We start from the raw sequence: 24498 nt of genomic DNA on the forward strand, positions 1-24498 counted from the left end.
AATACGAAGAAGGTGGAAGGCATCGCAACGATATATACCGTAAATCTTAAAGATTGGCAGGATGGGGCGCATATTCGGAGGCTGCTTGCCTACTTGCCCGACGAGGTAAGGACCCGGGCCGCAACATACAGGTCGGAACGGGATGCGGACCGCCGGATCGTTTCGGATGCGCTGAAGCGGGTGGCGGCTTGCATGGAAAACGGTCTTCGTCTCAACGAGATCGAGCTCTTCAGGGATGGTTTCGGCAAACCATCCCTGAAGGGCTTTCCGGACTATTTTTTTAACGTGTCCCATTCCATGGATTGGGTCGTGTGCGCCGTAAGCGCAAAAGGAATGATCGGCGTCGACGTCGAACGCGTCGGCGGCGCCGAAGCGGAAGCGGCCGAGCTTTGTTTCACGCCGCGGGAGCTTGCGGAATGGAAGATGCAACCCCCTGAGAGGAGGGACGCGTTCTTTTTCGAGTTATGGACGCTCAAAGAAAGTTATGCCAAGGCCGTCGGCCAAGGGCTTTCGATCGGATTATCTTCGCTGGAAACGATCCGGCATCAAGAGACGGCGCATATCATGCGACAAGGCCGGGTCGATTCCGGGCTGCGTCTGCGGCTTGTTCCGCTGGACCCCGACTACAAGTGTGCCGTCTGCATGCCGGCCGACGAGCGAACGGTCCAATGCCGCCGTTTGTTCCCGGACGAGATGCTGGCTTGCATGAAGTCGTTTGACGGTCATTCAGACAGCGATGTACGGCGCATCTTCCATTGATAACCTATGGAATTTCCCATAATTTCGGGATATAGACACTTTTATTACCTGTTTATGGAAAGATCTAACCTGTACTTTATATTTAAACATGATATATTTAAAGTGTATTTTCAGATGATTTCATTTTATTTTCTGTAAAATCTGAAATATTGTACTTTGAAAACTCAAGCTAAAGGTAAACCTGCCGAAAGTCAGGGACACAAAGCTAAAGGGGCTTCGAGCGTCAAGATTTCCGGTCTTTACGCCATGCCAGCCAGCTGCCGAAGATGTTTTCGCAATCGAAGCAACTCTACTCTCGGCAAGTAGAGTTTTTTTTGTTTTTTATTTTTTAACGATCCAAACCTATGAAGAAGCAAAGGAAAGATGAACATGACGGTGCTAACAACTGGAAAGTCGAATTTGGATGAATGGAAATGGTATGTGAACCAACTCGAGGAACGGACGATCCTGCGCATTCATTCCGGAAAGGCGTCCATTCCGATGCTGAAGGTAACGCATCCTTGGCAGGAGGAAGCAGGTCGGAATATCCGCCGGGCATGCGAAACCGCGGGAATTGATCCGAACGCGCTGCTAAGCGCGGCCTGGAGCGTTCTCCTGATCCGGTATTTGCGGAGGGAGGAGGCCGCGTATGCCGTGATCGGTTCAGGGGAGCGGGCGTACCCGTTCATTGCGAAAGCGGATGGGGCGACCTCGCTCGGTGCGCTCGTGACGCAGGTATCCTCCGCCATGGCCGAGCATGAGCTGAAATCGTCGACGTTCGGGGAAATCGCCGCCCTATGCGCCGGCTCTGATGAAGGATCGGCTGTGTGCAATACGGCCGTTTTGACGGGTGAGGGCTTCCGGCATGAGGAATTGCAGGGGAAATTTGATCTGGCCGTCTCGCTGAACGGGGACCGTGCCGGCGGTTTCGCGGTTTGGTATGCGGACGGCGCGTTTTCGGACGAATTCATTCGCCGGATGTGCGTGCATCTGCAAAACGTCATGACCGCCTGGGCGCAAGCTCCGGACATGACGATCGGCAGCGTTCGGCTGCTTGCGGAAGATGAGGAAGCGTTGTTGGCCGGTTGGAATCAAACGGCCGCTTCGGCCGGATTGGACCGGACGGTCCATGGATGGTTTGAGGAAAACGCCCGAAAAAATCCGGATCGGGTCGCCGTGGTTTACAAAGGCGAATCTTTGACTTACGGCGAGCTGAACGAGCGGGCGGACAGATTGGCCCGGATATTGGCCCGCAAGGGTGCGGGCCGGGAACGAATCGTCGGCATCATCGCGACGCCGTCCCTTGAAATGATCGTCGGGACGCTGGGGATCTTGAAATCGGGAGCGGCTTATATGCCGATCGACCCCGCCTATCCGGCCGACCGCATTTCATACATGCTCGAAGACAGCGGAACGGAGCTGCTTGTCACCGAGCCCAAGGTGAAGCTGGACGGACAAGTCCGCTTCCAAGGCGAGACGGTCTGCGCGGCGCAGGCATCCGTGGATACAGTTTCCGAGGCGGAGGATTCAGGCGTCGAAACCCAGAGGGTCCGTGAATACCCGGGACCGGATGATTTGGCTTACGTGATCTATACGTCAGGTTCGACGGGCCGTCCGAAAGGCGTGACGGTCGAGCATCGCTCGCTTGTCAATCTGTGCGCGTGGCATATCCGGGAATTTAACGTGACCGACCGGGACCGGGCGACAAAATATGCGGGTTTCGGCTTCGATGCCTCCGTATGGGAGATGTTCCCGTATCTGGTGTCGGGTGCGGCCATCCACGTCATTCCCGAAGAAATTCGGCTGGACTCCGGAAGATTACATACATATTTCAAACAGAACGAAATTACGATCAGCTTTTTGCCGACCCAATTCTGCGAGCATTTCATGACGCTGGATCACCCGACGCTGCGGGTCCTTCTGACGGGCGGGGATAAGCTGAAGACGTTCAGCAAGCAAACGTACGACCTATACAACTGCTACGGACCGACGGAAAACACGGTGGTGACGACTGCCTATAAGGTGACGGAGCTGACGGCGAACATTCCGATCGGCCGTCCGGTCGATCATGTGAGAGTTTACATCGTGGACGCCTACGGCCATCCGCAGCCGGTCGGGGTCGCCGGCGAGCTGTGCATCGCCGGAAAGGGGCTCGCGCGCGGTTATTTGAACCAGCCGGAGCTGACGATGCAAAAGTTTGTTCCCGGAGGCACAACCGGAGAAGAACGTTTGTACCGCACGGGCGACTTGGCGAGATGGACGGAGGACGGCGTCATGGAGTTCCTCGGACGGATCGACCATCAGGTGAAAATCCGCGGCTTCCGGATCGAAACGGGCGAAATCGAACACCGGCTGCTGCAGCATCCGAACGTGTCCGAAGCCGTGGTCATCGATCTCGAGGACGCCTCGGGCGCCAAATATTTGTGCGCGTACGCAGTGGCGGACGGAGCGTTTTCTTACGGCGAGATGAAGGCGTTTTTGACGGAGCAGCTGCCGGATTACATGGTGCCTTCCAAGCTGGTGATGCTGCCGGAGCTCCCGTTGACAGCCAACGGCAAAGTCGACCGGCGCGCGCTTCCGGCACCGGAAGTTTCATTCGATGAAGAAAACTTCGAAGCGCCGGTGGGCCAGCGCGAGGAAGAAGTGGCGGCATTATGGGGCGAAGTGCTCGGACTGGCCCGCGTGGACGCATGCGAATCGTTTTTCACGTCGGGCGGGGATTCGCTGAAGGCCGTCCTCCTGCAAGCCAAGCTTGAACGGCAATTCGGCATATCCGTCCCGGTGACACTGCTGTTCGAGCGGCCGACGGTCCGCGGGCAAGCCGAATGGATCGAGCAGGCGGTTCGAAGCGCATCTTCAGAAAACGAGCATGCGGCAGGGATCGAGCTGGCTGACACTAGCAAGGATCGCATTCTCAAAGTTTCCGCGCGCGACAGCTATCCCGTCGCATCCGCCCAAAAAAGGCTTTACTTCATCGAGCAGATGGAACAGGTCGGCACCGCCTACAATGCGCCGTTTGCGTTCCGGATCGAAGGGAAGGTCGACGAGCGGCGTCTGGAACGGGCATTCCGCGCGATGATCGCCAGACACGATGCCTTCCGCACATCCTTCCAATGGGAAAACGAAGAGATCGTACAGCGGCTGCATGGCGAGGTCCCGTTCGAGCTCGTGCTGCAGGAAACGTCGGAGGACGGCATGAATGAACTCATTCAATCTCTTATCATGCCGTTTGACCTGGCAAAAGCGCCGCTCATGCGGGCATGGCTCATCCGCTATGGCGATGGGGACCGCTGCGTGCTGCTGGTCGATTTCCACCACATCGCCGTCGACGGCATTTCGGCGAACGTCTTTTTCGATGAGCTGTCCCGGTTGTACCGGGGCGAATCGCTCGAGGAGCCGGCGATCGGGTTTGTCGATTTTGCCGTGTGGGAGGCGGAATCGTCCCAAAGAAAGGCAAACGGAAGTCAAAAAGCTTATTGGGAAAAAACGCTGTCCGGCGAGCTTCCGATCCTGCAGCTTCCGACCGACCGGGAACGCCCGGCCAAGCAGAGCTTTGCGGGAGACACGGTCACGCTGAGGCTTCAAGCGGAAGATGCAGCCCGTCTGAAAAAATTCGCGCTCGACTCGGGCGTTACGCCGTTTATGGTGCTGTTTGCGGGATATCATGCGCTGCTTTCCCGGTACACGAACCAGGAGGACATCATTACAGGCGTTCCGGTTGCGGGGCGGCTGCGCGAGGAGTTTTACGCCCTGATCGGCATGTTCGTCAACACGCTGCCCGTCCGCTGCTATCCGGAAAAGCGCAAACCTTTCATGCAGCTGCTTCAGGAAGTAAAAACGGCGCTGCTCGAAACGTTCGAGCATCAGGATTACGAGCTGGAGGAGCTGGTGCGCTCCTTGAACATCCCGCGCGATCCAAGCCGGAACCTGCTGTTCGACACGCTGTTCGTCATGCAAAATACGGGCAAGCTTGAGCTTTCGCTTGAGGGAACGGAAACATCCCTTTATCCGTACGTCCACCCGATTTCGAAATACGACCTGATGGTCGATTTGACGGAGGAAGAGAGCGGCATCCGGATCGATTTGCAGTTCTGCACGGATTTGTTCGAACGGGAGAGCATTGAATCCTTTGGAGCCCGTTTCCTGAAGCTGTTGGACGATGCGATGGTTCATCCCGGCAAAATGCTGTGCGAACTCGAGATTTTGAGCGAGGACGAACGGAAATTCCTGGTCGAAGGGCTGAACGCAACCGATTCCGCTTACCGCGACCAGATGACGATTCACGGGTTGTTCGAGGAACAGGCCCGGCGTACCCCGGACAAACCGGCGCTTGTTTTCGGCACGCGCAAGATGTCCTACCGCGAATTGAACGAACGCGCCAACCGGCTTGCTTACACGCTGCGCGCCAAAGGCGTCGTGCCGGATCAGGTCGTCGGGCTGATGGTTGACCGCTCCTTCGAGATGATCGTCGGACTGCTTGCCATTCTCAAGGCAGGCGGCGCCTATGTGCCGATCGATCCCGAATATCCGCAGGACCGCGTCGTCTACATGCTGGAGAACAGCAACACCCGGCTGCTGCTGACGCAGACGCATCTGGCCGGCCAAGTGTCCTTTGGGGGCGAAACGCTGCTGATCGACGGCGAAGAAGCTTACGGCGACCATACGGACAACCTGCCGCAAGTGAACGGCCCGTCCGACCTGCTGTACGTCATTTATACATCGGGCACGACCGGAAAACCGAAGGGCGTCATGATCGAGCACCGGAACATCGTGAACCTGCTTCATTTTGAATACGAGGCGACCAACGTCGATTACAGCGGCAACGTGCTTCAATTCACCACGATCAGCTTCGACGTCTGCTCCCAGGAAATTTGGTCGACGCTGCTGGCCGGCGGCACGCTGCATTTGATTACGAACGAGCTGCGGATGAGCGTCGGGGATTTGCTGGACCATATCGAAAACATGGGCATCGAAATCCTGTTTATGCCGGTATCGTTCCTGAAGTTCATTTTGAACGAAAAAGAATATGCGGACCGCTTCCCGTCATCGGTGAAACATGTCATCACGGCCGGGGAGCAGCTGATCGTGCCGGAAAAATTCCGGGCGTACCTGAAGAAACGAGGCGTGTATTTGCATAACCATTACGGCCCTTCGGAAACGCATGTCGTGACGACGCATACGATCGATCCAAACGGCGTCATTCCGGAGCTGCCTCCGATCGGCAAACCGATTGCCAATACGCAGATTTACATCGTAAACGAACATCTGCAGCCGCAGCCCGTCGGCGTCGCCGGAGAGCTGTACATTGCCGGGCATAACGTCGGACGGGGTTATTATAACAACGAGGAGATGACCCGGGATCGCTACGTGCCGAGCCCGTTCGTTCAAGGCGAACGCATGTATAAAACCGGCGATTTGGCGAGATGGACGAAGGAAGGCACCATCGAATTTTTGGGCCGGCTCGACCATCAGGTCAAAATCCGCGGTTTCCGCATCGAGCTGGGCGAAATCGAGAACTGTCTGCTGAACCACCCGGCGGTGTCGGAAACGATCGTCGTGGCCAAGGAAGACGGCAAAGGCGGCCACTATTTATGCGCGTATTTCACGGCTGCGACCGACATGTCGGTCGGCGAGCTGAGGGAGCATATCGGCAAATCCCTGCCGGATTACATGATTCCCTCCTATTTCACGCAGCTGCCGGAGATGCCGCTGACGCCGAACGGAAAAATCGACCGCAAGGCTTTGCCTGAACCCGATGCGTCCCAAGGCCGAAGCCGGGATTACGCAGCGCCGAGAACGGAGACGGAGCGGGCCGTGGCCGAGGTATGGCAGGCCGTGCTTCAGGTGGACCGCGTCGGCATCCACGACAATTTCTTCGAGCTCGGCGGCCATTCGCTGAAGGCGACCATCGTTGTCGCAAGGCTGCAGAAGCAGTTCGAAATCGGCATGAACGATATGTTCGAGCATCAGACCGTTGCGGAGCTGGCAGGCAAAATCAAACCGAAGACGGGCCATCTGCACAGCAGGCTGGAACAAGTGAAGGAGCTGTACGCCAGCTTAAAGAATATCGACGTTTCTGCCGATAAATCCATTTATGAAGAGCGTAATCGGGATTACGAGCGGATCGACACGGCAGCGGTGAACGGTTACGGCGGCATTCTTCTGACGGGAGCCACGGGATATTTGGGGGCCCATTTGCTCTGCGAGGCGATGACCGAAAAAGATTGGGACGTTTACGCGATCGTCCGGGCCGCATCGGACGGCGAAGCGGAAGCGCGGCTGAGACAAAAATGCGACTATTATTTCGGGCCCGACTGGTTCGATCGGTATCGCGATCGCATCAAGGTTTACGCGGGCGACATCATGAAAGAACGCCTTGGGCTGGAGGCTGCCGCGTATGCGTCGCTGGCGCAGCGGACGGACGCAATCGTTCATTCGGCCGCCAATGTCAAACATTACGGAAGTTACGCCGATTTCGAGCTGCAGAACGTGAAAGCGACGGCCCATTTGCTTGATTTTGCGGCCGAAGGCCGTCCGAAGCATATGCACCATATCTCCACGCTCGGCGTGGCGACAGGCGTCGTGGAAGGGGAACGGCATATCTGCTTTACGGAATATGACCTGGATAAAGGGCAGCGGTTCGAAAATTATTACGCCAAGACGAAATATGAGGCGGAGCGTCTCGTAGCGGCTGCCCGGGAGCGGGGGATCGTTACGAACATATACCGGCTCGGCAACATCGTCTTTCATTCCGAAACGGGAAGATTCCAACAAAATATCGCGGACAACGCGTTCTATACGACGATGAAATCGTTCCTGGAGCTTGGCATCGCGCCGGGAGAGCTTAGCGACTTCGACTTTACCTATGTCGACCAGTCGAGCAAGGCGATCCTTCTTCTTGCCGATTGCGGGGCGCTCCGGAACGAAACGTTCCATATCGCCAATCCGCATGAAGCGAATATCGGCGCCGTTGTGCGGGAGAATCCGTTCGGCAAGCCCGTCGAGCTGCTGCCGTTCGACAAATTTGTCGATTATTTGGGAGAGCGGTACGACGACGACCGTTTCAAACGCATCATCGAACAGATCATGCTTCATTACGGCTGGATGGAGGAGAACCTTTCCACGACATTTTTCACCATCTTCACGGCCAAAACGACGCAGATATTGTCGAAATTTGGCTTTTCGTGGAGTGCGCTTGATCAACAAATGATCCATGGGATGTTTAAGCATAGCAGAAAAGAAGGATTTATCTAATTCGACATAATTCTACATAATTCGGTAAATTCTTCTTTACAAATCTATTATTTTTGCTTATGCTAAAACCAATATATTCTATTCGGGATGTTCAACGTCCCGACAAAAATGGGGGAGAAGAGCATGTACACAATTAATTATGATGCTGGACTGAACCGCGTGATCGTCAAGGTAAGCGAAATTAACAAGGACAACGTGAACCAGTACATCGAAGACTTTTCAAAAGAGCTTGAAAAAGTGAAGCCAGGATTTACCGGTTTGACCGATTTGAGCGAAGGCAAGCTGTTCACGATGGACGTCGCTGAAAAGCTGAGCCCTCTGGGAGAGCTCTCCGTTCAAAAGGGATTGACTAAATGGGCTTATTATACGGGATCTGCCGTATCCAAGCTTCAAATGAAGCGGATGTTCGGCGAAGTGGTCGATTCGTTCGAGAAGCTGGAAGACGCGGAAGAATTTTTGAGAAGTTAATAAATGAGGATTTTGCAAAAAAACTGAAATAGATTACGCACCCGATGTCCCGCGGACATCGGGTGCAACCGGATAGGTGGGGGAGATGCACCATGAAAGTCGAAAATTCCGACTTGCAAAAGCAGTATAGAATGATCGGCCTGAAAGGCGCCGGATGTTTTGCGGGGGCCGTCGTCGTCATCAACCTGATTTGCCTGTTATGCGGACTCCCCGTATGGGCGGGGTTGATCGCGAGCCTGGTGCTCGGGGCGCCGGCCGGCTATTTCATTACGGCATGGCTGCTGCGTTCTGCAGGGGCCGGGCAGCAGGGCCTGTTCGCAAGCGGCAGCGCAAATTCGGCAGAGCATCACGCAGGAAGTACGGGAGACCATTTACATAAGTTTGGGCTTCAATACAAGGAACTGTCCGATGAGTTCAATACCCGTATCTCACGGATGGCCGGCACCATCGATGAAGTCAAAGCAAGCGCAGAGATGGGCTTTTATGTTTCGGACATGATCAAGGAAGCGACGCTTGGCGTATCCGGGGATGCAGGCCAACAGACCGAAATGATCCGGACGAGTTCCAATACGGTGGGAGACGTGGTAAACGCCATCCGGCATATCGCCGGGAGCGCCGACGAAGTCGCTGCGGCGGCGGGCGAATCGTCCGAAAAGTCCGCCGAGGGCCAGGAAGCGATTTTGGCTGCCATAAAACAGATGGACGAAGCGAACACAACGGTTCATACCTTGGTCGAAATGATGAACCGGCTTGACGAAAGTTCCCGCGAGGTCGTATCATTCGTGGCGATGATCCGGGAGATCGCCGAGCAAACGCATCTGCTATCCTTGAACGCGGCCATTGAAGCGGCGCGGTTCGGGGACGAGGGCAGAGGGTTTTCCGTCATTGCCAGCGAAATCCGGAATCTTGCGGAGCAATCGTCCAATTCGGCCAAGCAGGTCACGCAGGTCGTTTCGGTCATCCTGAAAGAAACGACTCAGGCGGTGGCGTCTACCAAATTGGTAGCCGAGCAGGTAGGCGACGGGCTGAAAGTCGTCAACCAAGCCGGAGAATCCTTCGAATTCATCAAGCTTTCGATCGGCGAGGTCGCCGGGCAAATCCAGGAGGTATCCTCGGCCGTGGAAGAAATCGCGGCAGGGGCGGAGCAGTTAGTCGTAAGCATGGAAAAAACGGAAGAAATCGCGGTCAAAACGATGTCGGAAATGAACAGCGTAACGCAAGCCGTAGAAGAGCACCACTCCATCATGGAGCAGATTTCAAACGCGACCGAAACGCTGAGCGCGTATTCGAAAGAGCTGGACCTTTCCATTCAAAAGTACCACGAATTGCTGGGCGATGCCGAGCAGCCTGCAAAACTCGTAAGCTAGGGAACATTCGCTATGACGATCGTATAGCTCGACCGGACTTATTCCGCGTATTATATATGGTACGAATACAGGCGGCCTTTTCGCTTTCAAGCGAAAGGCCGCCTGTCGTTTTCTGCAACCGATTCCTGTGTATCCTAGAAATTCGGCCCGCTGATTCCGTCCTCGACGATCTGCTCCTTTGAGCCCGAAGAATCGCCGTCCGTGTCCGCGCCTTTGGAATTTACGGCTATCAACCGGTTTTGCGGACGGTAGGTGTCCCGGGAGACGCGCTTCCGGTCAACGATCTCGCCGTTTACTTTTTTGATCTGATAGGTTTCCACGACATACCCCGGCTTGCCTTCTTGGAGCACTTCCTGGGCGCCGACCGGAATGTCTTTGTTCTGGACGTATTTTTCCGTCACGGGGAGCGTTTCGATGGTTCGCGATTCCAGATCGTATTCGGTGTTTTGCGGGAACGTGCCGAAAAATTTGACGGTTAAATTGTTGCCTTCCACGAAAGCGCGGATCAGCAGCGACTTGCCGGTCGTATTTTTGAAACGGAAATTGATGGAGCCTTCGGCGAACGTGGCGTCAAGGCCTTTGGGAAGATAGCTGACCGGCAAGGAGTGGTTGCGGCGTTCGACGATCTCGAGTCCGGTCCGCAGCGCCGCGTTATATACGGTACTGGACACCTGGCAGATGCCGCCGCCGATCCCCGGCACCAGCTTTCCGTTCAAAATGACCGGGGCTTCGCGGAAACCGTATTTTGCCTCGGCTTTTGCGATCACCTGGGCATAATCGAATATTTCCCCCGGTTTCAGGACCATCCCGTCGATCGCCTTGGCGGCGGAACCGACATTGTATACCCGTCCCGCGGCGCTGGAGCCGAGTCCGGTGCTGAACTCGATGATTTTCCTTTCGATGCCTTCCCCCTTCAGGCTGTCTATGGTCACTTTCGGTTTCAAGCTATATAAAGGAAGCTTTATCTTAAGCGGCACGCTCGCGTCATCCGGGTCCGGGAAGCTTTTGGGGATGAGGGATGTCAGCGTTTGGGTAAAGGTATCCCAATCAATCCGGGAAACCGATACTTCCGGCGTATACACCACTTTGTCGTTTTTGGTAATGCGGCGCGAGGCGTTGACGGGGCTGCCGAATTGCTTTTCCTCCCATCCGGGATGAAATCGCTCTTTGAGCACCCCCCGATTCCAGTGCGGGGACAGCGCCCAATCCTGCCCAAACTGCCTGCGCGCCTTGAGCCGGTCCATCCAGCTGCCTTCATAGAGGGAAGCAACGGCTTTTTTGAAGGCATCGGCCTCGAATGTGACGCCCGCCTCTTTCAGCGTCATGTTGACGTCCCTCGCGTTTTTAGCCGCTATTGTTAGCGTAAAGGGCTGTCCCTCGAGCTTTTTGATTCGGGTGTCCAGCTCCTTGAGCACCTCGTCCTTTTTCATCCCGCCGACGTCCCAACCGCCGATCCGGACCTGTTGAGGAATCGTGTTTTGGCCGATATAAATATGGATGCCTCCCGCAGCGACGGAACCGACCAGCATGATCGCGGCGATGACGATCAGCGCCAAATGAATTTTTTTCATGGCTCCCACCTTTTTCGCTTCTTATTAAACGCAGTTGATGCCGTCTTTCAAATATATGTAAAGAAAATGGAAAAATATCAGGTACTCAAAAGGTAACAAATTTGTTACAATAAAAAACATCGTGATGATTCCGAAAGATTTTTAAAGGAATTAGCTGGAATGTGTCGAAATTATAATGGCTAATTATGTAATTAGGAAGTGATAATGAAGTGATCGAAATGCAGGATGTGTGGAAGACGTACCCGAACGGAACCCATGCGCTTCAAGGGGTGTCCGTCAAGATTGACCGCAATGAATTCGTTTATGTCGTCGGCCCGTCCGGCGCAGGAAAATCGACATTCATGAAGCTTATTTACCGCGAAGAGGTCCCTACCAAAGGGCAAATCTCCGTAAACGGGTTTAATATAGGAAAGCTGAAGCAGCGCAAAATTCCTTACGTCAGACGCAATATCGGCGTTATTTTTCAGGATTTCCGCCTATTGCCGAAGCTTACCGCTTACGAAAACGTGGCGTTTGCCATGGAAGTCATCGAAGCCCCGAGAAGACAAATGAAAAAACGCGTCATGGAAGTGCTGGACCTTGTCGGCCTGAAGGCCAAAGCGAACCGCCAACCGGCCCAGCTCTCCGGCGGGGAGCAGCAGCGCATCGCCATTGCCCGCGCCATCGTCAACAATCCCTCGGTTATCATCGCGGACGAGCCTACAGGCAACCTCGACCCCGAAACGTCCTGGGGCATCATGCAGCTGCTCGACGAAATCAATTTCCGCGGAACGACCATCGTCATGGCCACCCATAACAAGGATATCGTGAACACGATGCGCAAGCGCGTCATCGCGATCGAACATGGCAACATCGTGCGGGACCAGCTGAGAGGAGAATACGGATATGACTTTTAACACCTTCTTGCGGCATTTGCGGGAAGGGGCGAAAAACATATTCCGCAACGGCTGGATGTCCGTCGCATCGATTATATCCATTATCGTATCTCTATTCATTTTGGGCGTATTTATTCTGCTTGTACTAAATGTAAACGCCCTCGCTGACAAAGCGGACAAGCAGGTCCAGATCCGGGCATACCTGAATTTGAACGTGGACCAGAAGCTTCGCGAAACGGTGCAGAAAGAAATTGCCGCCATGCCGGAGGTCAGCAAGATCGACTTCATTTCCAAAGAGCAGGGGCTTGAGGAATTCCGCAACAGCATGGGCGATGAAGGCAAAGAGCTGCTCGAAGGTTTCGACAAGGACAACAATCCGCTTCCGGACGCGTTCAAGATCGAAGTATACGAGCCGACGACCGTTCCGTTCGTCGCCAAAAAAATCGAAGCCCTGAACACGAGCCATGCCGACCAGCAGCCGATCATGAAGGTGAAATACGGCAAAGGCACGATTGAAACGCTGTTCAAAGTGACGCGCATGGTGCGCAACATCGGCTTTGTTTTCGTAGCCGGGCTTGCCGTCATGTCGATGTTCCTCATTTCCAACACGATCCGGGTCACCATCCTTGCGCGGCGCAGGGAGATCGGGATCATGAAGCTGGTAGGCGCGACGAACACGTTTATCCGCTGGCCGTTTTTCGTTGAAGGGACGCTGATCGGCTTGATCGGTTCGATCATTACCGTTGCGGTCCTGTTTGTAGGATACGACCGCCTGGCCGCATCCATCGGTTCCGATTTCACGCTGCAGATGTCGCTGCTTCCCGTAAGCGCGCTCTGGCAATGGGGAGGCCTGTTGGTCGTCCTCGGCGTCCTGATCGGCATGTGGGGCACAACCCTTTCCATGCGCAAATTTTTGAAGGTTTAGACGACTCACGCGGGAAAACAGCCCGAGCCTAGGGCGACTCCATACGGAAGATTATTTGAAAAGGATGGGGAGCGCAAGTTGAAAAAGATAGCTTCAGTACTTGCCGTTGTCTTGCTGGCGGCGGCCGTTGTCCAGCCCTCCGAGGGCTACGCCAAGAAGAGAACCGTCGACGAAATCGAACATGAGATGAGAGTGCTTCAACAGCAGGCGCAGGCGGCCAAAGCCCAGAAGGAAAAGGCCGAGTCGCAAAAGCAGGAAGCGCAGCATTACAAAAATAAAACGACGCAAAATTTGCAATACGTGCTGAACCAAATCGAGCAGGTCAGCAACAAGATGACCAAAATTTCGGTCCAAATCGACGAAACCCAGGACAAGCTGCGCGAAACGGCAACCCAGCTGGACGCGGCGGAAGACCGGATCCAGTCCCGGGAAAAAATGCTGGAATCCCGCGTCAGACTAATGTACACGGACGGCAGCGTTTCTTATCTGGAGGTGCTCCTTTCCTCGACAAGCTTCTCCGATTTCCTGGAGCGGGCGGACACGCTCAAGAACTTCGTGGACCAGGACAAGGATTTGCTGGAGCAGCATAAGAAGGATAAAGCGCTTGTGCTGGACAAGAAAAAAGAGCTCGAAGGGCAGTATGCGAAAGCAAAGGATCTTTACGCCGAGATGGAAAACCAAAAAGCCATCCTGGACGAAAACGAAAAGCAGAAGCAAATTCTGATCGCCAAATACGATCAGCAGATCGAGGAATCCGACGGAATCAGCGATGAACAGGACGCCTTGCTCGTGAGCCTGGTAAGCAAACGTTCGGCGCTGCAGCAGGAGAAAAACAAGCTGAAGGCCGAAGAGGCGGCCAGACGCGCGGCGGCGGCGAAAGCGGCAGCAGCGAAGAGGGCGGCGGCGGCCAAGAAAAAGGTCAGCACATCCGTGGCAAGCTCCGGAGGATTCTCCGGCAATGGCGGGCCGCTGTACATGCCGGTAAGCGGAGCACGGGTATCCTCGGGATTCGGCCGACGCGTGCATCCGGTGACGCATGAAGTCGGCAAAATGCATACGGGCGTCGATTTGGCGGTTCCGGAAGGAACGCCGATCCACGCAGCCGATGAAGGCACCGTGACGCTTGCCGAGTGGTGGAGCGGATACGGATACTGTGTTATTATCGATCATGGAGGCGGGATGTGGACGCTGTACGGCCATATCCGCAGCGGCGGCATCAAGGTGAAGGTCGGCGAACACGTCAGCCGCGGCCAGGTGATTGCCGAATCCGGATCGACGGGACGGGTAACGGGTCCGCATCTGCATTTCGAGGTCCGCGAGAACGGTACGCCTGTGAATCCGATGCCTTATTTGTAATCACATAAATATTCCGTACAAGCCGGACATATACTACAATGGTTAGGACTGGTCCCTACAAGGCTTGGCCGGAAAATAAAAGGCGGTGATCACACATGAAAAAACGTACGGTCGTAGTACTGGTCCTTCTGGCGATGGTATGCGGGAGCGGGCTCACGTTCGCTTTGACGGGTTCCAGCTTAGCCAACCAGGCCGCGCTGGGGCAGGGCGTGCTCGCAAGCGCAGCCAGCGGCCTGAAGCCGGATGAAGTGAAAAAATTGGGCACGGCCCTGGACCTCATCCAGTCGAATTATTATCAGGACGTGGACCGCACCAAACTGCTCGACGGCGCGATCAACGGGATGACGCAATCCCTTGACGACCCGTATTCCTCTTATATGGGCAAAAAGACGGCCGAAGAATTCGAGGAGACGATCGAAGGTTCGTTCAGCGGCATCGGCGCCGAGGTTTCTTCCGAAAACGGCAACGTCGTCGTGGTGTCCCCGATCAAAGGTTCGCCTGCGGAGAAAGCGGGCATCCGTGCGAAAGACGTTATTCTGACCGTCAACGGCGAATCGCTTCACGGCCTGGAGCTGAACGATGCGGTAGCCAAAATCCGCGGCCCGAAAGGCAGCGAAGCCAAACTGACGATCAAACGCAGCGGCTCGGCCGCGCCGATCGAATATACGATTATCCGCGATGACGTCGACGTCGAGACGGTGAAGGCCCACATGGAGCCGGGCAAGATCGGTGTCATCGAAATCACCCAATTTTCGCTGAATACGGGCGAACGCTTCAAGCAGGAACTCTCCACGCTTGAAAAAGAAGGCATGAAAGGCCTGGTCATCGACGTCCGCAACGATCCGGGCGGCGTATTGTCCGTCGTCATCGACATCGCCGAGCAGTTCGTGCCGAAAGGCAAAGTGATCGTTCAAGTCGAAGACAAAAACAAGAAACGGGATCAAACCCTCTCGAAGGGAAGCGGCAAACCGTATCCGGTGACGCTGCTGATGAACAAAGGAAGCGCCAGCGCGTCCGAAATTTTGGCAGGAGCGCTGCAGCAGTCGGCGGGAGCGAAGCTGATGGGCGAAAACTCCTTCGGCAAAGGAACGGTGCAAACAAGCTTTAACAAGCAATTTGACGACGGCAGCCTGCTGAAAATCACGATCGCCAAGTGGCTGACGCCAAACGGAAGCTGGATCCATCAAAAAGGGCTCAAGCCCGACATTGCGGTAGCGCAGCCGGACTATTTCTCGGTGGCGCCGATCAACAAAAATGCGACGTTGAAGTTCAATATGAACAGCGACGACGTGAAAAACGCGCAAGTCATGCTTGACGGTCTCGGTTACAAGCCGGGGCGCAAGGACGGATATTTTGACGAGAAAACCGCTTCCGCGGTCAAATCGTTCCAGAAAGCGCAGAAGCTCGGGGTAACCGGCGCCGTCGACGCCAAAACCGCCGAAGCGCTCGAGACGGAATTGATCAAAAAAATCCGCGACCCGAAATACGATAATCAGCTGAAGTCAGCGATTGCCGAGGTTCAGAAGGAAATTACGGCAGCTGCGTCGAAACATTAAAGAAGGCTCCCTGAGCCTTCTTTTTTCTTTGCTATCGATGTCCGCTGAAATCGAAGGTTTCGGATCATCCAGAAAGGAGAGTGACGTCATTTGGAAGTCGCTTTGGAATTGTTGTGGAACTTTACGGATGCACTTGTACAGCTGCTGCTGCAGCCGTTTTACTATATTTCGATCCTGTTCGTAATGCTGATGTACCGCAGGCAGGTGCTGCTGGAACGCAAGCTTTTCCATGTGAGGCTTCACAGCTGGGGGCTTCAGACATGGCGTACTTTTATCGGGGGATTGCTGGCCGGCATTTCGGTGTCGCTCGTCATCGCTTTCCTCGGCATTTCGCTTTCGCAGGAAGCCGTCGTTTGCATTTGGATCGTCGCGATCATTTTGCTGCTTTTCCGCGTAAGGTATTTATGTTTTGCTTATTCGATCGGCGTTTTGGGCGTCATCCAATTCGTACTTGGCTTTTTCCCGGGCTTCAGTCCGGCGGGGCTTGCGGGAACGGCCGTCGATACGGTTAGGGGACTCGACATCCCTGCGCTGCTGGCATTGGTCGCCGTTTTGCACCTGGCCGAGGCTTTGCTCGTGAAGCTGCAGGGCGCGGGTTTTGCGAACCCGCTGTTTATGGAAAGCAAACGCGGCAAGCTGGTCGGGGCGTATCAAATGCAGGCGTTTTGGCCGATCCCGCTGTTTTTGCTGATTCCGGCTCACACCGGCGGAGCGGTGCTCCCGTGGACGCCGCTGCTTGGCGGAGACGGCTGGAGCGCGGGGTTCAGCATGGCGGCACTGCCGGTGGTCATCGGCTTTAGCGAAATGACCCAAAGCATGCTGCCGCAGGCGAAGGCGGGAAAAACGTTCAAGCGGCTGCTTGCGTACAGCATCGTTTTGCTGGGACTCAGCCTGCTTGCCGCATGGTGGAAGCCGCTGGCGATCGTGGCCGCGGTCGTCAGCATCCTTGCTCATGAAGGGCTGTTATGGTACAGCCGCCTGGAAGAACAGCAGAACAGCCCGATGTTTGTCCACCCGCAGCAAGGGCTGAAGGTGCTCGGCGTCATTCCGGGCAGCCCTGCCCACGAGCTGGGTATCAAAGCCGGGGAAACCGTCGTGAAAATCAACGGCATCGGCATCCGGTCGAAGGAACAGATGCATGCCGCCCTCCGGAAAAATCCGGCCTTCTGCAAGCTCGAAGTGCGCAATTTGCAGGGGGAAAGCAAGTTTCTGCAGCGCGCGATTTATGCCGGTGATCATCATCAGCTTGGCGTCATCCTGGCGCCGGACCCGGATGCCGGAGTCGTTCTGGTCATGAAGCCGGTCAGCATTTTTCAGCTCCTGGCCATGAAGGTCCAGGCCAGAAACAAAACGAACGAGGTGCAGCTCGGCAAGCCGCATGAAGGGGATTCGGCCCAGATGTGATGACCGGGGCATGCAGCTTAAAAGGCGAGGAACAAGAAGTTCCTCGCCTTTTCTATTCCTTTAACTGCCGCAGCACGATGATTTCCACGCGCCGGTTTTTCTGGCGGCCCGCCTCCGTGCGGTTGTCGGCTGCCGGCCGGGTATCTCCATAACCCGCATACTGAAAGTTGTTGGCGTCCAAATGCTTTTCATCAAGGAAATAACGAAGGACGGACAGCGCCCGGGCGCCGGATAGCTCCCAATTGTCTTTATATTGCGATGCATAAACGATCGGCAGGTTATCCGTATGTCCTTCGATGCTGATGACGGTGTGCAGCTCCTTGAACAAGCTGGCGAGCTTGTCCATGACGGGCATGGCCCCCTTCTTGAGATCGGCCTTGCCGACATCGAACAACAGCTTGTCGCTCAGCGTAATCGAGATTCCCTTCGGCTGGTCGGCGACGAAAATTTGGTCTTCGAGCTTGTTGTCCTTCACGTATTTGGAGATGACCTTCATCAGGTTTTGCAGCTCCTGCTCCTGTTTGCGGAAGGCAAGCTCGCGGTCCGAGAGCTGGTCGGCCCCCTTTTTTTGCTGATCGGATTTCTGTGCGGTGTCCGGATTTCTGTGCGTATATTTGTCCGCGGTGCCCGTAATGCCCGAGCCTTGGCTCAGAAGCGAATCGCCGCTGCGGAACGTATGCTGGAGCGATTGCGTAATTTCCTTGTATTTTTCGGTGTCGAGCCGGCTCATCGCAAACATCATCACGAAGAAGATCAGCAGGAGCGTGATCAGGTCGGCGTAGGTAATCAGCCATCGGTCCTGGCCGTTTTCTCCGCCTTTGTCCCGTTTTCGCCGGTTACTCCGCTGTCTCATGGAATCCCTCCTTCATCGCGGGCGCGGAAGCGGCATTACGTTCTTCGGGCGTGAAGGACAGCAATTTTTTGCGTACAAGGTTCGGGTGCTCGCCGTTTTGCACGGCCAAAATGCCTTCGATCAGCAGCTCCATCGTTTGAATTTCATCGGCGCTTCGCGACTTAATTTTTGACGCAATGGGTAAAAAGATAATATTGGCGATGGCGACGCCGTATAACGTGGCCGTAAAAGCGACCGCGATGGAAGGCCCGAGCTCCGTCGGCTCGGTCAAGCTTCCGAGCACGTGGATGAGACCCATGACCGTGCCGATGATCCCCATCGTCGGGGCGTACCCGCCGGCGGATTCGAAGATTTTGGCATAACTTTCGTGCTTGTGCTCGACGGCATCGATTTCGAATTCCATGATCTGCCGCAGCAGCGCTCCTTCCGTTCCGTCGACGACCATTTGTATGCCTTCGCGAAGGAAGGGGTTCGGATGGTTCTCCACCAGTCCTTCGAGGGACAGAACTCCGCTCCTCCGGGACGACGTGGCCATGTTGACCAAGTCCTCGATCAGCTGCTCGGTATTGTCCGTCTGGCGGGTGAAAGCAAAACGCAGCGCTTTGGGAATCGTTTTAAGCTTTGCCAACGGGAAACTGATAACGACGGCAGCGATGGTGCCGCCGAATACGATGAGCGCCGCCGCTCCCTGCATAAGTCCATTAATTTGGCCCCCTTCCCATAAGAAGCCTCCCACCAGTGCGGCAAGGCCTGCCAGAATGCCAATGATCGTTGTAATTTCCATGTTATCGTTACCACTCCTATTCATGAGTTAGGGTTTGCATAGCGCAATCGTTCAGAGTATAATAGACGGGAACAAGCATTCCTATTTAAGCAAGGATTTCCTATTCATATTATCGGGAAATCTCGACATATAGTTTAGAATATCTATTTTAGATGATGAGGGTGATGTTGGGCAATGAGTGATATTGTCGTTAGTACGAAACCGTTTGAGCTGATATCGGACTACAAGCCGCAGGGCGACCAGCCCAAGGCGATCGCGGAGCTGGTAGAAGGGCTTGAGCAGGGGAAAAAACATCAGACTTTGCTTGGCGCGACGGGGACCGGCAAAACGTTTACCATTGCGCAGACGATCGCCAAGGTAAACCGTCCGACGCTGGTCATCGCCCATAACAAAACGCTGGCCGCCCAGCTGGCGAGCGAATTCAAGGAATTTTTCCCGAACAATTCGGTGGATTATTTTGTCAGCTACTATGACTATTATCAGCCGGAAGCTTATATCCCATCATCCGATACCTATATCGAAAAAGATTCGAGCATCAACGAGGAAATCGACAAACTGCGGCACTCCGCGACGAGCTCGCTGTTCGAACGCCGCGACGTCATCATCGTGGCCAGCGTGTCCTGCATATACGGCCTCGGTTCGCCTTCCGAATATTCTAGCCTCCTGCTGTCGTTGCGCATCGGCATGGAGAAACCGCGGAACCAGATCCTGTCCCGGCTTGTCGATATTCAATACCAGCGGAACGACATCAACTTCGTCCGGGGGACGTTCCGCGTTCGCGGCGACGTGCTTGAGATTTTCCCGGCGTCGCAAGGCGAACACGCCATCCGGGTCGAGTTTTTCGGGGACGAAATCGAGCGGATTACGGAAATCGACGTCCTTACGGGTGAATTGATCGGAGAACGTGAGCATGTCGCCATCTTTCCGGCCTCCCACTTCGTTACGAAAGAGGAGACGATGCGGATCGCGCTGAAAAACATCGAGCGCGAGCTGGAAGAACGGCTTGAATATTTCCGTTCCGAGGGCAAGCTGCTGGAGGCCCAGCGGCTGGAGCAGCGCACGCGCTACGATATCGAGATGATGAAGGAGATCGGTTTCTGCTCCGGGATCGAGAACTATTCCGGTCCGCTGACCTTCCGCGAACGCGGCGCAACGCCTTATACGCTGCTGGATTATTTCCCGGACGACTTTTTGATCGTGGTCGACGAGTCCCACGTCACCATCCCGCAGATTCGGGCCATGTACAATGGGGACCGGGCGCGGAAGACGGTGCTGGTCGATCACGGATTCCGGCTGCCTTCGGCCCTCGATAACCGTCCGCTTCAATTCGAGGAGTTCGAGGACAAAGTGAACCAGATCATTTACGTATCGGCCACGCCGGGACCTTACGAAATGGAGCATTGCAATACAATGGTCGAGCAGATCATCCGTCCGACGGGCCTGCTGGATCCGGTTATCGAGGTGCGTCCGACCGAAGGGCAAATCGACGATCTGATCGGAGAAATCCGGGAACGGATCGATCGTGACGAACGCGTGCTGGTGACGACGCTTACGAAGAAGATGGCCGAGGATTTGACGGATTACCTCAAAGAGATCGGCATCAAGGTCCGTTATTTGCACTCGGATATCAAAACGCTGGAGCGGATGGCGATTTTGCGGGATCTCCGCCTGGGCGTGTTCCATGTCTTGATCGGCATCAACCTGCTGCGGGAAGGTCTGGACTTGCCGGAGGTTTCGCTTGTGGCGATACTCGATGCGGACAAGGAAGGCTTCCTGCGTTCCGAGCGGTCCCTGATCCAGACGATCGGCCGCGCGGCGCGGAACTCGGAAGGTTTCGTCCTTATGTACGGGGACCAGATTACCGAGTCGATGGACAAAGCGATCAAGGAAACGGCCCGCCGCCGCGGGCTGCAGATTGCGTATAATGAAAAACACGGCATCACGCCGCAGACGATCCGGAAGAAAGTGCGCGACGTCATCGAAGCGACGAAGGTCGCCGAGTCGAAGGCGGAGTATTTGACGGACGCGGCCGGCAAAATGTCGAAGAAGGAACGTCAATCCGTCATTCAGCGTCTGGAGGCGGAGATGAAGGAAGCAGCCAAAAACCTTCAGTTCGAGCGTGCCGCCGAACTTCGCGACGCTTTGCTGGAGCTGAAGGCGGAATAATTGCAAGGACAGAATGGAGAAGAGAACGGCCCATATTTGCAGGTCGTTCTCTTTGTGGATATTAGAAACGTCATTTGGCGTTATCATACACAAACTGATGCCATAAAGCCGGCGGAAAGCCGGCTTTATGAACCAAAGGAGATGAACGAGCATTGGCAAGCGAAAATATCGTCATCAAAGGTGCACGGGCTCACAATCTGAAAAATATCGATATTACCATTCCGCGGGATAAGTTTGTCGTCCTGACCGGCTTAAGCGGATCGGGTAAATCCTCCCTGGCCTTTGATACGATTTATGCCGAAGGTCAACGCCGTTACGTGGAGTCTCTGTCCGCGTACGCGCGTCAATTTTTAGGCCAAATGGAGAAGCCGGACGTGGATTCGATCGACGGCCTGTCCCCGGCCATTTCCATCGACCAGAAAACGACAAGCCGCAACCCGCGTTCCACGGTAGGAACGGTAACGGAGATATACGACTATCTGCGCCTGCTGTTTGCCCGGGTCGGGCATCCTCATTGCCCTGAGCATGGCATTGAAATTACGTCCCAGACCGTGGAACAAATGGTCGACCGGATCATGTCGTATCCGGAAAAAACGAGGCTGCAGCTGATGGCGCCGATCGTCTCGGGACGCAAAGGCGAGCATAAAAACCTGTTCGCCGACGTGGCCAAGCAAGGTTTCGTCCGGGTGCGCGTCGACGGGGAGATACGCGATCTTTCCGAAACGATCGAGCTGGAGAAAAACAAAAAACATACGATCGAAGTGGTCGTGGACCGGATCGTCATCAAGGAAGGCGTCGAAACCCGGCTTGCGGACTCGATCGAAACGGCGCTTAAGCTATCGGGCGGTCAGATTCTCGTCGATATCATCGGTCAGGAAGAGCTTCGTTTCAGCTCCAATTTTGCCTGCCCGATTTGCGGATTCAGCATGGAAGAGTTGTCTCCGCGCATGTTTTCGTTCAACAGCCCGTTTGGCGCCTGCACGGAATGCGACGGCCTTGGCGTCAAAATGATCGTCGACCCGGAACTGCTCATCCCGGACATGGAGAAATCCATCGAAGAAGGGGCATTTTTGGCATGGACGGGGAGCACCTCCAATTATTATCCGCAGTTTCTGAGTTCGGTATGCGAGCATTACGGCATCCCGCAGGACGTTCCGGTCAGCCAGCTGAAAAAAGAGGACATGGACAAGCTGCTGTTCGGAACAGGCAACGAAAAGGTCCGCTTCCGTTACGAAAATGACTTCGGGCAGCGGAAGGAAGCGAATGTCGTATTCGAGGGCATCATCCCCAACCTGGAGCGCCGATACCGTGAGACGGCTTCGGACGGAATCCGCGAATTCATCGAGAATTTCATGAGCGCCAAACCTTGCGAGGTGTGCAAAGGGCATCGTTTGAAAAAGGAAGTGCTTGCGGTTACCGTCTCCGGGCATAATATCGCCGACGTGACCAGCTTGTCGATCGGCGAAGCGATGCAGGTGTTCGATTCGCTGGAGCTGTCCGAGAAGGAACGCTCCATCGCCCATTTGATTTTGAAGGAAATCAACAGCCGGCTCGGATTCCTCGTAAACGTCGGTCTGCAATACCTGACGCTCAGCCGTGCGGCGGGCACCTTGTCCGGCGGGGAAGCGCAGCGGATCCGGCTGGCAACGCAAATCGGCTCCAGCTTGATGGGCGTATTGTACATTTTGGACGAGCCGAGCATCGGTTTGCATCAGCGCGACAACGACAGACTGATCGCGACGCTGGAGCATATGCGGGATCTCGGCAACACGCTGATCGTCGTCGAGCATGACGAGGATACGATGCTGGCCGCGGATTACATCATCGACATCGGGCCGGGTGCGGGGATTCATGGCGGCCGCGTCATCGCGCAAGGAACGCCGAAGCAAATCATGAACGACCCGAACTCCTTGACCGGGCAATATTTGAGCGGGCGGAAATTCATCCCCGTGAACCCGAACCGGAGAAAACCGGACGGACGTTGGCTGGAAGTTCGCGGGGCGCGCGAGAACAACCTCAAAAACCTGAACGTCAAAATACCGGTCGGCGTCTTTACGGCGGTGACGGGTGTCTCGGGTTCCGGGAAATCGACGCTGGTCAACGAGATTTTGTATAAAACGCTCGCGAAAGAGCTGAACAAAGCCGTGAAGGTGCGTCCAGGGGCGCATAAGGAAATTAGGGGCCTCGAGCATTTGGAGAAGGTCATCGATATCGACCAATCGCCGATCGGACGGACGCCGCGCTCGAACCCTGCGACCTATACGGGCGTGTTTGACGATATCCGCGACATTTACGCGCAAACGAACGAAGCGAAAATCCGCGGATACAAAAAAGGCCGCTTCAGCTTCAACGTCAAAGGCGGACGCTGCGAAGCCTGCCGCGGGGACGGGATCATCAAAATCGAAATGCACTTCCTGCCGGACGTATACGTGCCTTGCGAAGTTTGCAAAGGCAAACGTTATAACCGCGAAACGCTGGAAGTCAAATATAAAGGCAAAAGCATCGCCGATGTGCTGGAAATGACGGTCGAGGATGCGACGGAGTTTTTCAAAAACATCCCGAAAATCCACCGGAAGCTGCAGACGCTGCTTGACGTAGGCCTCGGATACATTACGCTGGGCCAGCCGGCAACGACGCTTTCCGGGGGCGAAGCCCAGCGCGTGAAGCTCGCTTCCGAGCTGTACCGCCGCAGCACCGGCAAAACGATGTACATCCTTGATGAGCCGACGACAGGGCTTCACGTGGACGACATCGACCGTTTGCTGACCGTGCTGCATCGTTTGGTCGATTCGGGCGAATCGGTGCTTGTGATCGAGCACAATCTCGATGTCATTAAGACGGCCGACTATTTGATCGATTTGGGGCCGGAAGGCGGCAGCGGCGGCGGCACGATCATCGCGACGGGAACGCCGGAGCAGCTCGTGAAAGTGGAGGATTCCTACACCGGGAAATATCTCAAACCTGTTTTGGAACGGGATACGGCCCGCACAGAAGCGCTGCAAGTAAGCAGCTGAGCACGGAGGCTGAAGCTGTAAATGCCAGAATGCCGTCGGAGGATGACTCCGGCGGTTTTTTCATTCCTTTTATAAAATCCCTTTATAAATCTGAGTCATCCGCAAAGTATCTGAATCGGCTTCGTAGCCAAAGCACCGCTTTTCCCGTTATTTAGCTGCTACCGAAC

At 55.1% G+C, this 24498-nt stretch carries 14 protein-coding genes and 1 riboswitch; of the genes, 11 read left to right on the plus strand and 3 right to left on the minus strand.

Features of this window, described 5'->3' with window-relative positions; translation table 11 throughout:
* Nucleotides 1-12: 12 nt before the first annotated feature.
* The 4 genes from GQY55_RS22315 (at nucleotide 13) to GQY55_RS22330 (ending at nucleotide 9827) form a co-directional block, all read left to right on the plus strand.
* Nucleotides 13-759, plus strand: coding sequence for a 4'-phosphopantetheinyl transferase family protein (locus tag GQY55_RS22315; RefSeq protein WP_160044124.1), 747 nt, complete (start codon nucleotides 13-15; stop codon nucleotides 757-759).
* Between the two features lie 164 nt (nucleotides 760-923).
* A riboswitch (cyclic di-GMP riboswitch) is annotated at nucleotides 924-1024 on the plus strand.
* 104 nt (nucleotides 1025-1128) lie between these two features.
* On the plus strand, nucleotides 1129-7992 hold the full coding sequence (locus GQY55_RS22320; RefSeq protein ID WP_236575791.1) for a non-ribosomal peptide synthetase: 6864 nt from the start codon (nucleotides 1129-1131) through the stop codon (nucleotides 7990-7992).
* Between the two features lie 123 nt (nucleotides 7993-8115).
* Nucleotides 8116-8460 carry a hypothetical protein gene (locus GQY55_RS22325; protein WP_160044125.1) on the plus strand — a complete coding sequence of 115 codons (345 nt, stop codon included), beginning with the start codon at nucleotides 8116-8118 and terminating at the stop codon, nucleotides 8458-8460.
* A gap of 92 nt (nucleotides 8461-8552) precedes the next feature.
* Entirely contained in the window at nucleotides 8553-9827 is a 1275-nt protein-coding gene (locus GQY55_RS22330) for a methyl-accepting chemotaxis protein (RefSeq protein ID WP_160044126.1), read from the plus strand.
* Nucleotides 9828-9961: 134 nt separating this feature from the next.
* Here the strand turns inward: GQY55_RS22330 and GQY55_RS22335 are convergent, their stop codons facing one another.
* Nucleotides 9962-11398 (minus strand): VanW family protein, encoded by a 1437-nt coding sequence (locus GQY55_RS22335; protein WP_160044127.1) that lies wholly within the window; start codon nucleotides 11396-11398, stop codon nucleotides 9962-9964.
* A 209-nt stretch (nucleotides 11399-11607) separates the two neighbouring features.
* Between GQY55_RS22335 and ftsE the strand changes: the two genes are divergently transcribed.
* The 5 genes from ftsE (at nucleotide 11608) to GQY55_RS22360 (ending at nucleotide 17514) form a co-directional block, all read left to right on the plus strand.
* Nucleotides 11608-12294, plus strand: coding sequence for a cell division ATP-binding protein FtsE (gene ftsE, locus GQY55_RS22340; RefSeq protein WP_160044128.1), 687 nt, complete (start codon nucleotides 11608-11610; stop codon nucleotides 12292-12294).
* Nucleotides 12284-13198, plus strand: coding sequence for a permease-like cell division protein FtsX (gene ftsX, locus GQY55_RS22345; protein WP_160044129.1), 915 nt, complete (start codon nucleotides 12284-12286; stop codon nucleotides 13196-13198). Before ftsE ends, ftsX begins: the two co-directional genes overlap by 11 nt.
* A gap of 78 nt (nucleotides 13199-13276) precedes the next feature.
* Complete coding sequence (locus GQY55_RS22350; protein ID WP_160044130.1) at nucleotides 13277-14554, plus strand: murein hydrolase activator EnvC family protein; 1278 nt, start codon at nucleotides 13277-13279, stop codon at nucleotides 14552-14554.
* Between the two features lie 95 nt (nucleotides 14555-14649).
* Nucleotides 14650-16110, plus strand: coding sequence for a S41 family peptidase (locus tag GQY55_RS22355; RefSeq protein WP_160044131.1), 1461 nt, complete (start codon nucleotides 14650-14652; stop codon nucleotides 16108-16110).
* A 90-nt stretch (nucleotides 16111-16200) separates the two neighbouring features.
* Nucleotides 16201-17514 carry a PDZ domain-containing protein gene (locus GQY55_RS22360; protein WP_236575792.1) on the plus strand — a complete coding sequence of 438 codons (1314 nt, stop codon included), beginning with the start codon at nucleotides 16201-16203 and terminating at the stop codon, nucleotides 17512-17514.
* Between the two features lie 52 nt (nucleotides 17515-17566).
* On the opposite strand, the gene GQY55_RS22365 is transcribed toward GQY55_RS22360, so the two are convergent.
* Nucleotides 17567-18367: a flagellar motor protein MotB gene (locus tag GQY55_RS22365; protein ID WP_160044132.1), complete on the minus strand. Its 801-nt coding sequence runs from the start codon at nucleotides 18365-18367 to the stop codon at nucleotides 17567-17569.
* Nucleotides 18351-19151, minus strand: coding sequence for a flagellar motor protein (locus tag GQY55_RS22370; RefSeq protein ID WP_160044133.1), 801 nt, complete (start codon nucleotides 19149-19151; stop codon nucleotides 18351-18353). The genes GQY55_RS22365 and GQY55_RS22370 overlap by 17 nt, the downstream gene beginning before the upstream one ends.
* Before the next feature lie 174 nt (nucleotides 19152-19325).
* Between GQY55_RS22370 and uvrB the strand changes: the two genes are divergently transcribed.
* Entirely contained in the window at nucleotides 19326-21317 is a 1992-nt protein-coding gene (gene uvrB, locus GQY55_RS22375) for an excinuclease ABC subunit UvrB (RefSeq protein WP_160044134.1), read from the plus strand.
* Nucleotides 21318-21469: 152 nt separating this feature from the next.
* A complete protein-coding gene (uvrA, locus tag GQY55_RS22380; protein WP_160044135.1) occupies nucleotides 21470-24331 on the plus strand; it encodes an excinuclease ABC subunit UvrA in 2862 nt (953 codons plus the stop codon).
* Nucleotides 24332-24498: the final 167 nt, after the last annotated feature.

Origin of the sequence: Paenibacillus sp. USDA918EY (genome assembly GCF_009870825.1) — a bacterium.
GTDB classification, from domain to species: Bacteria; Bacillota; Bacilli; order Paenibacillales; family Paenibacillaceae; genus Paenibacillus_AQ; species Paenibacillus_AQ albilobatus.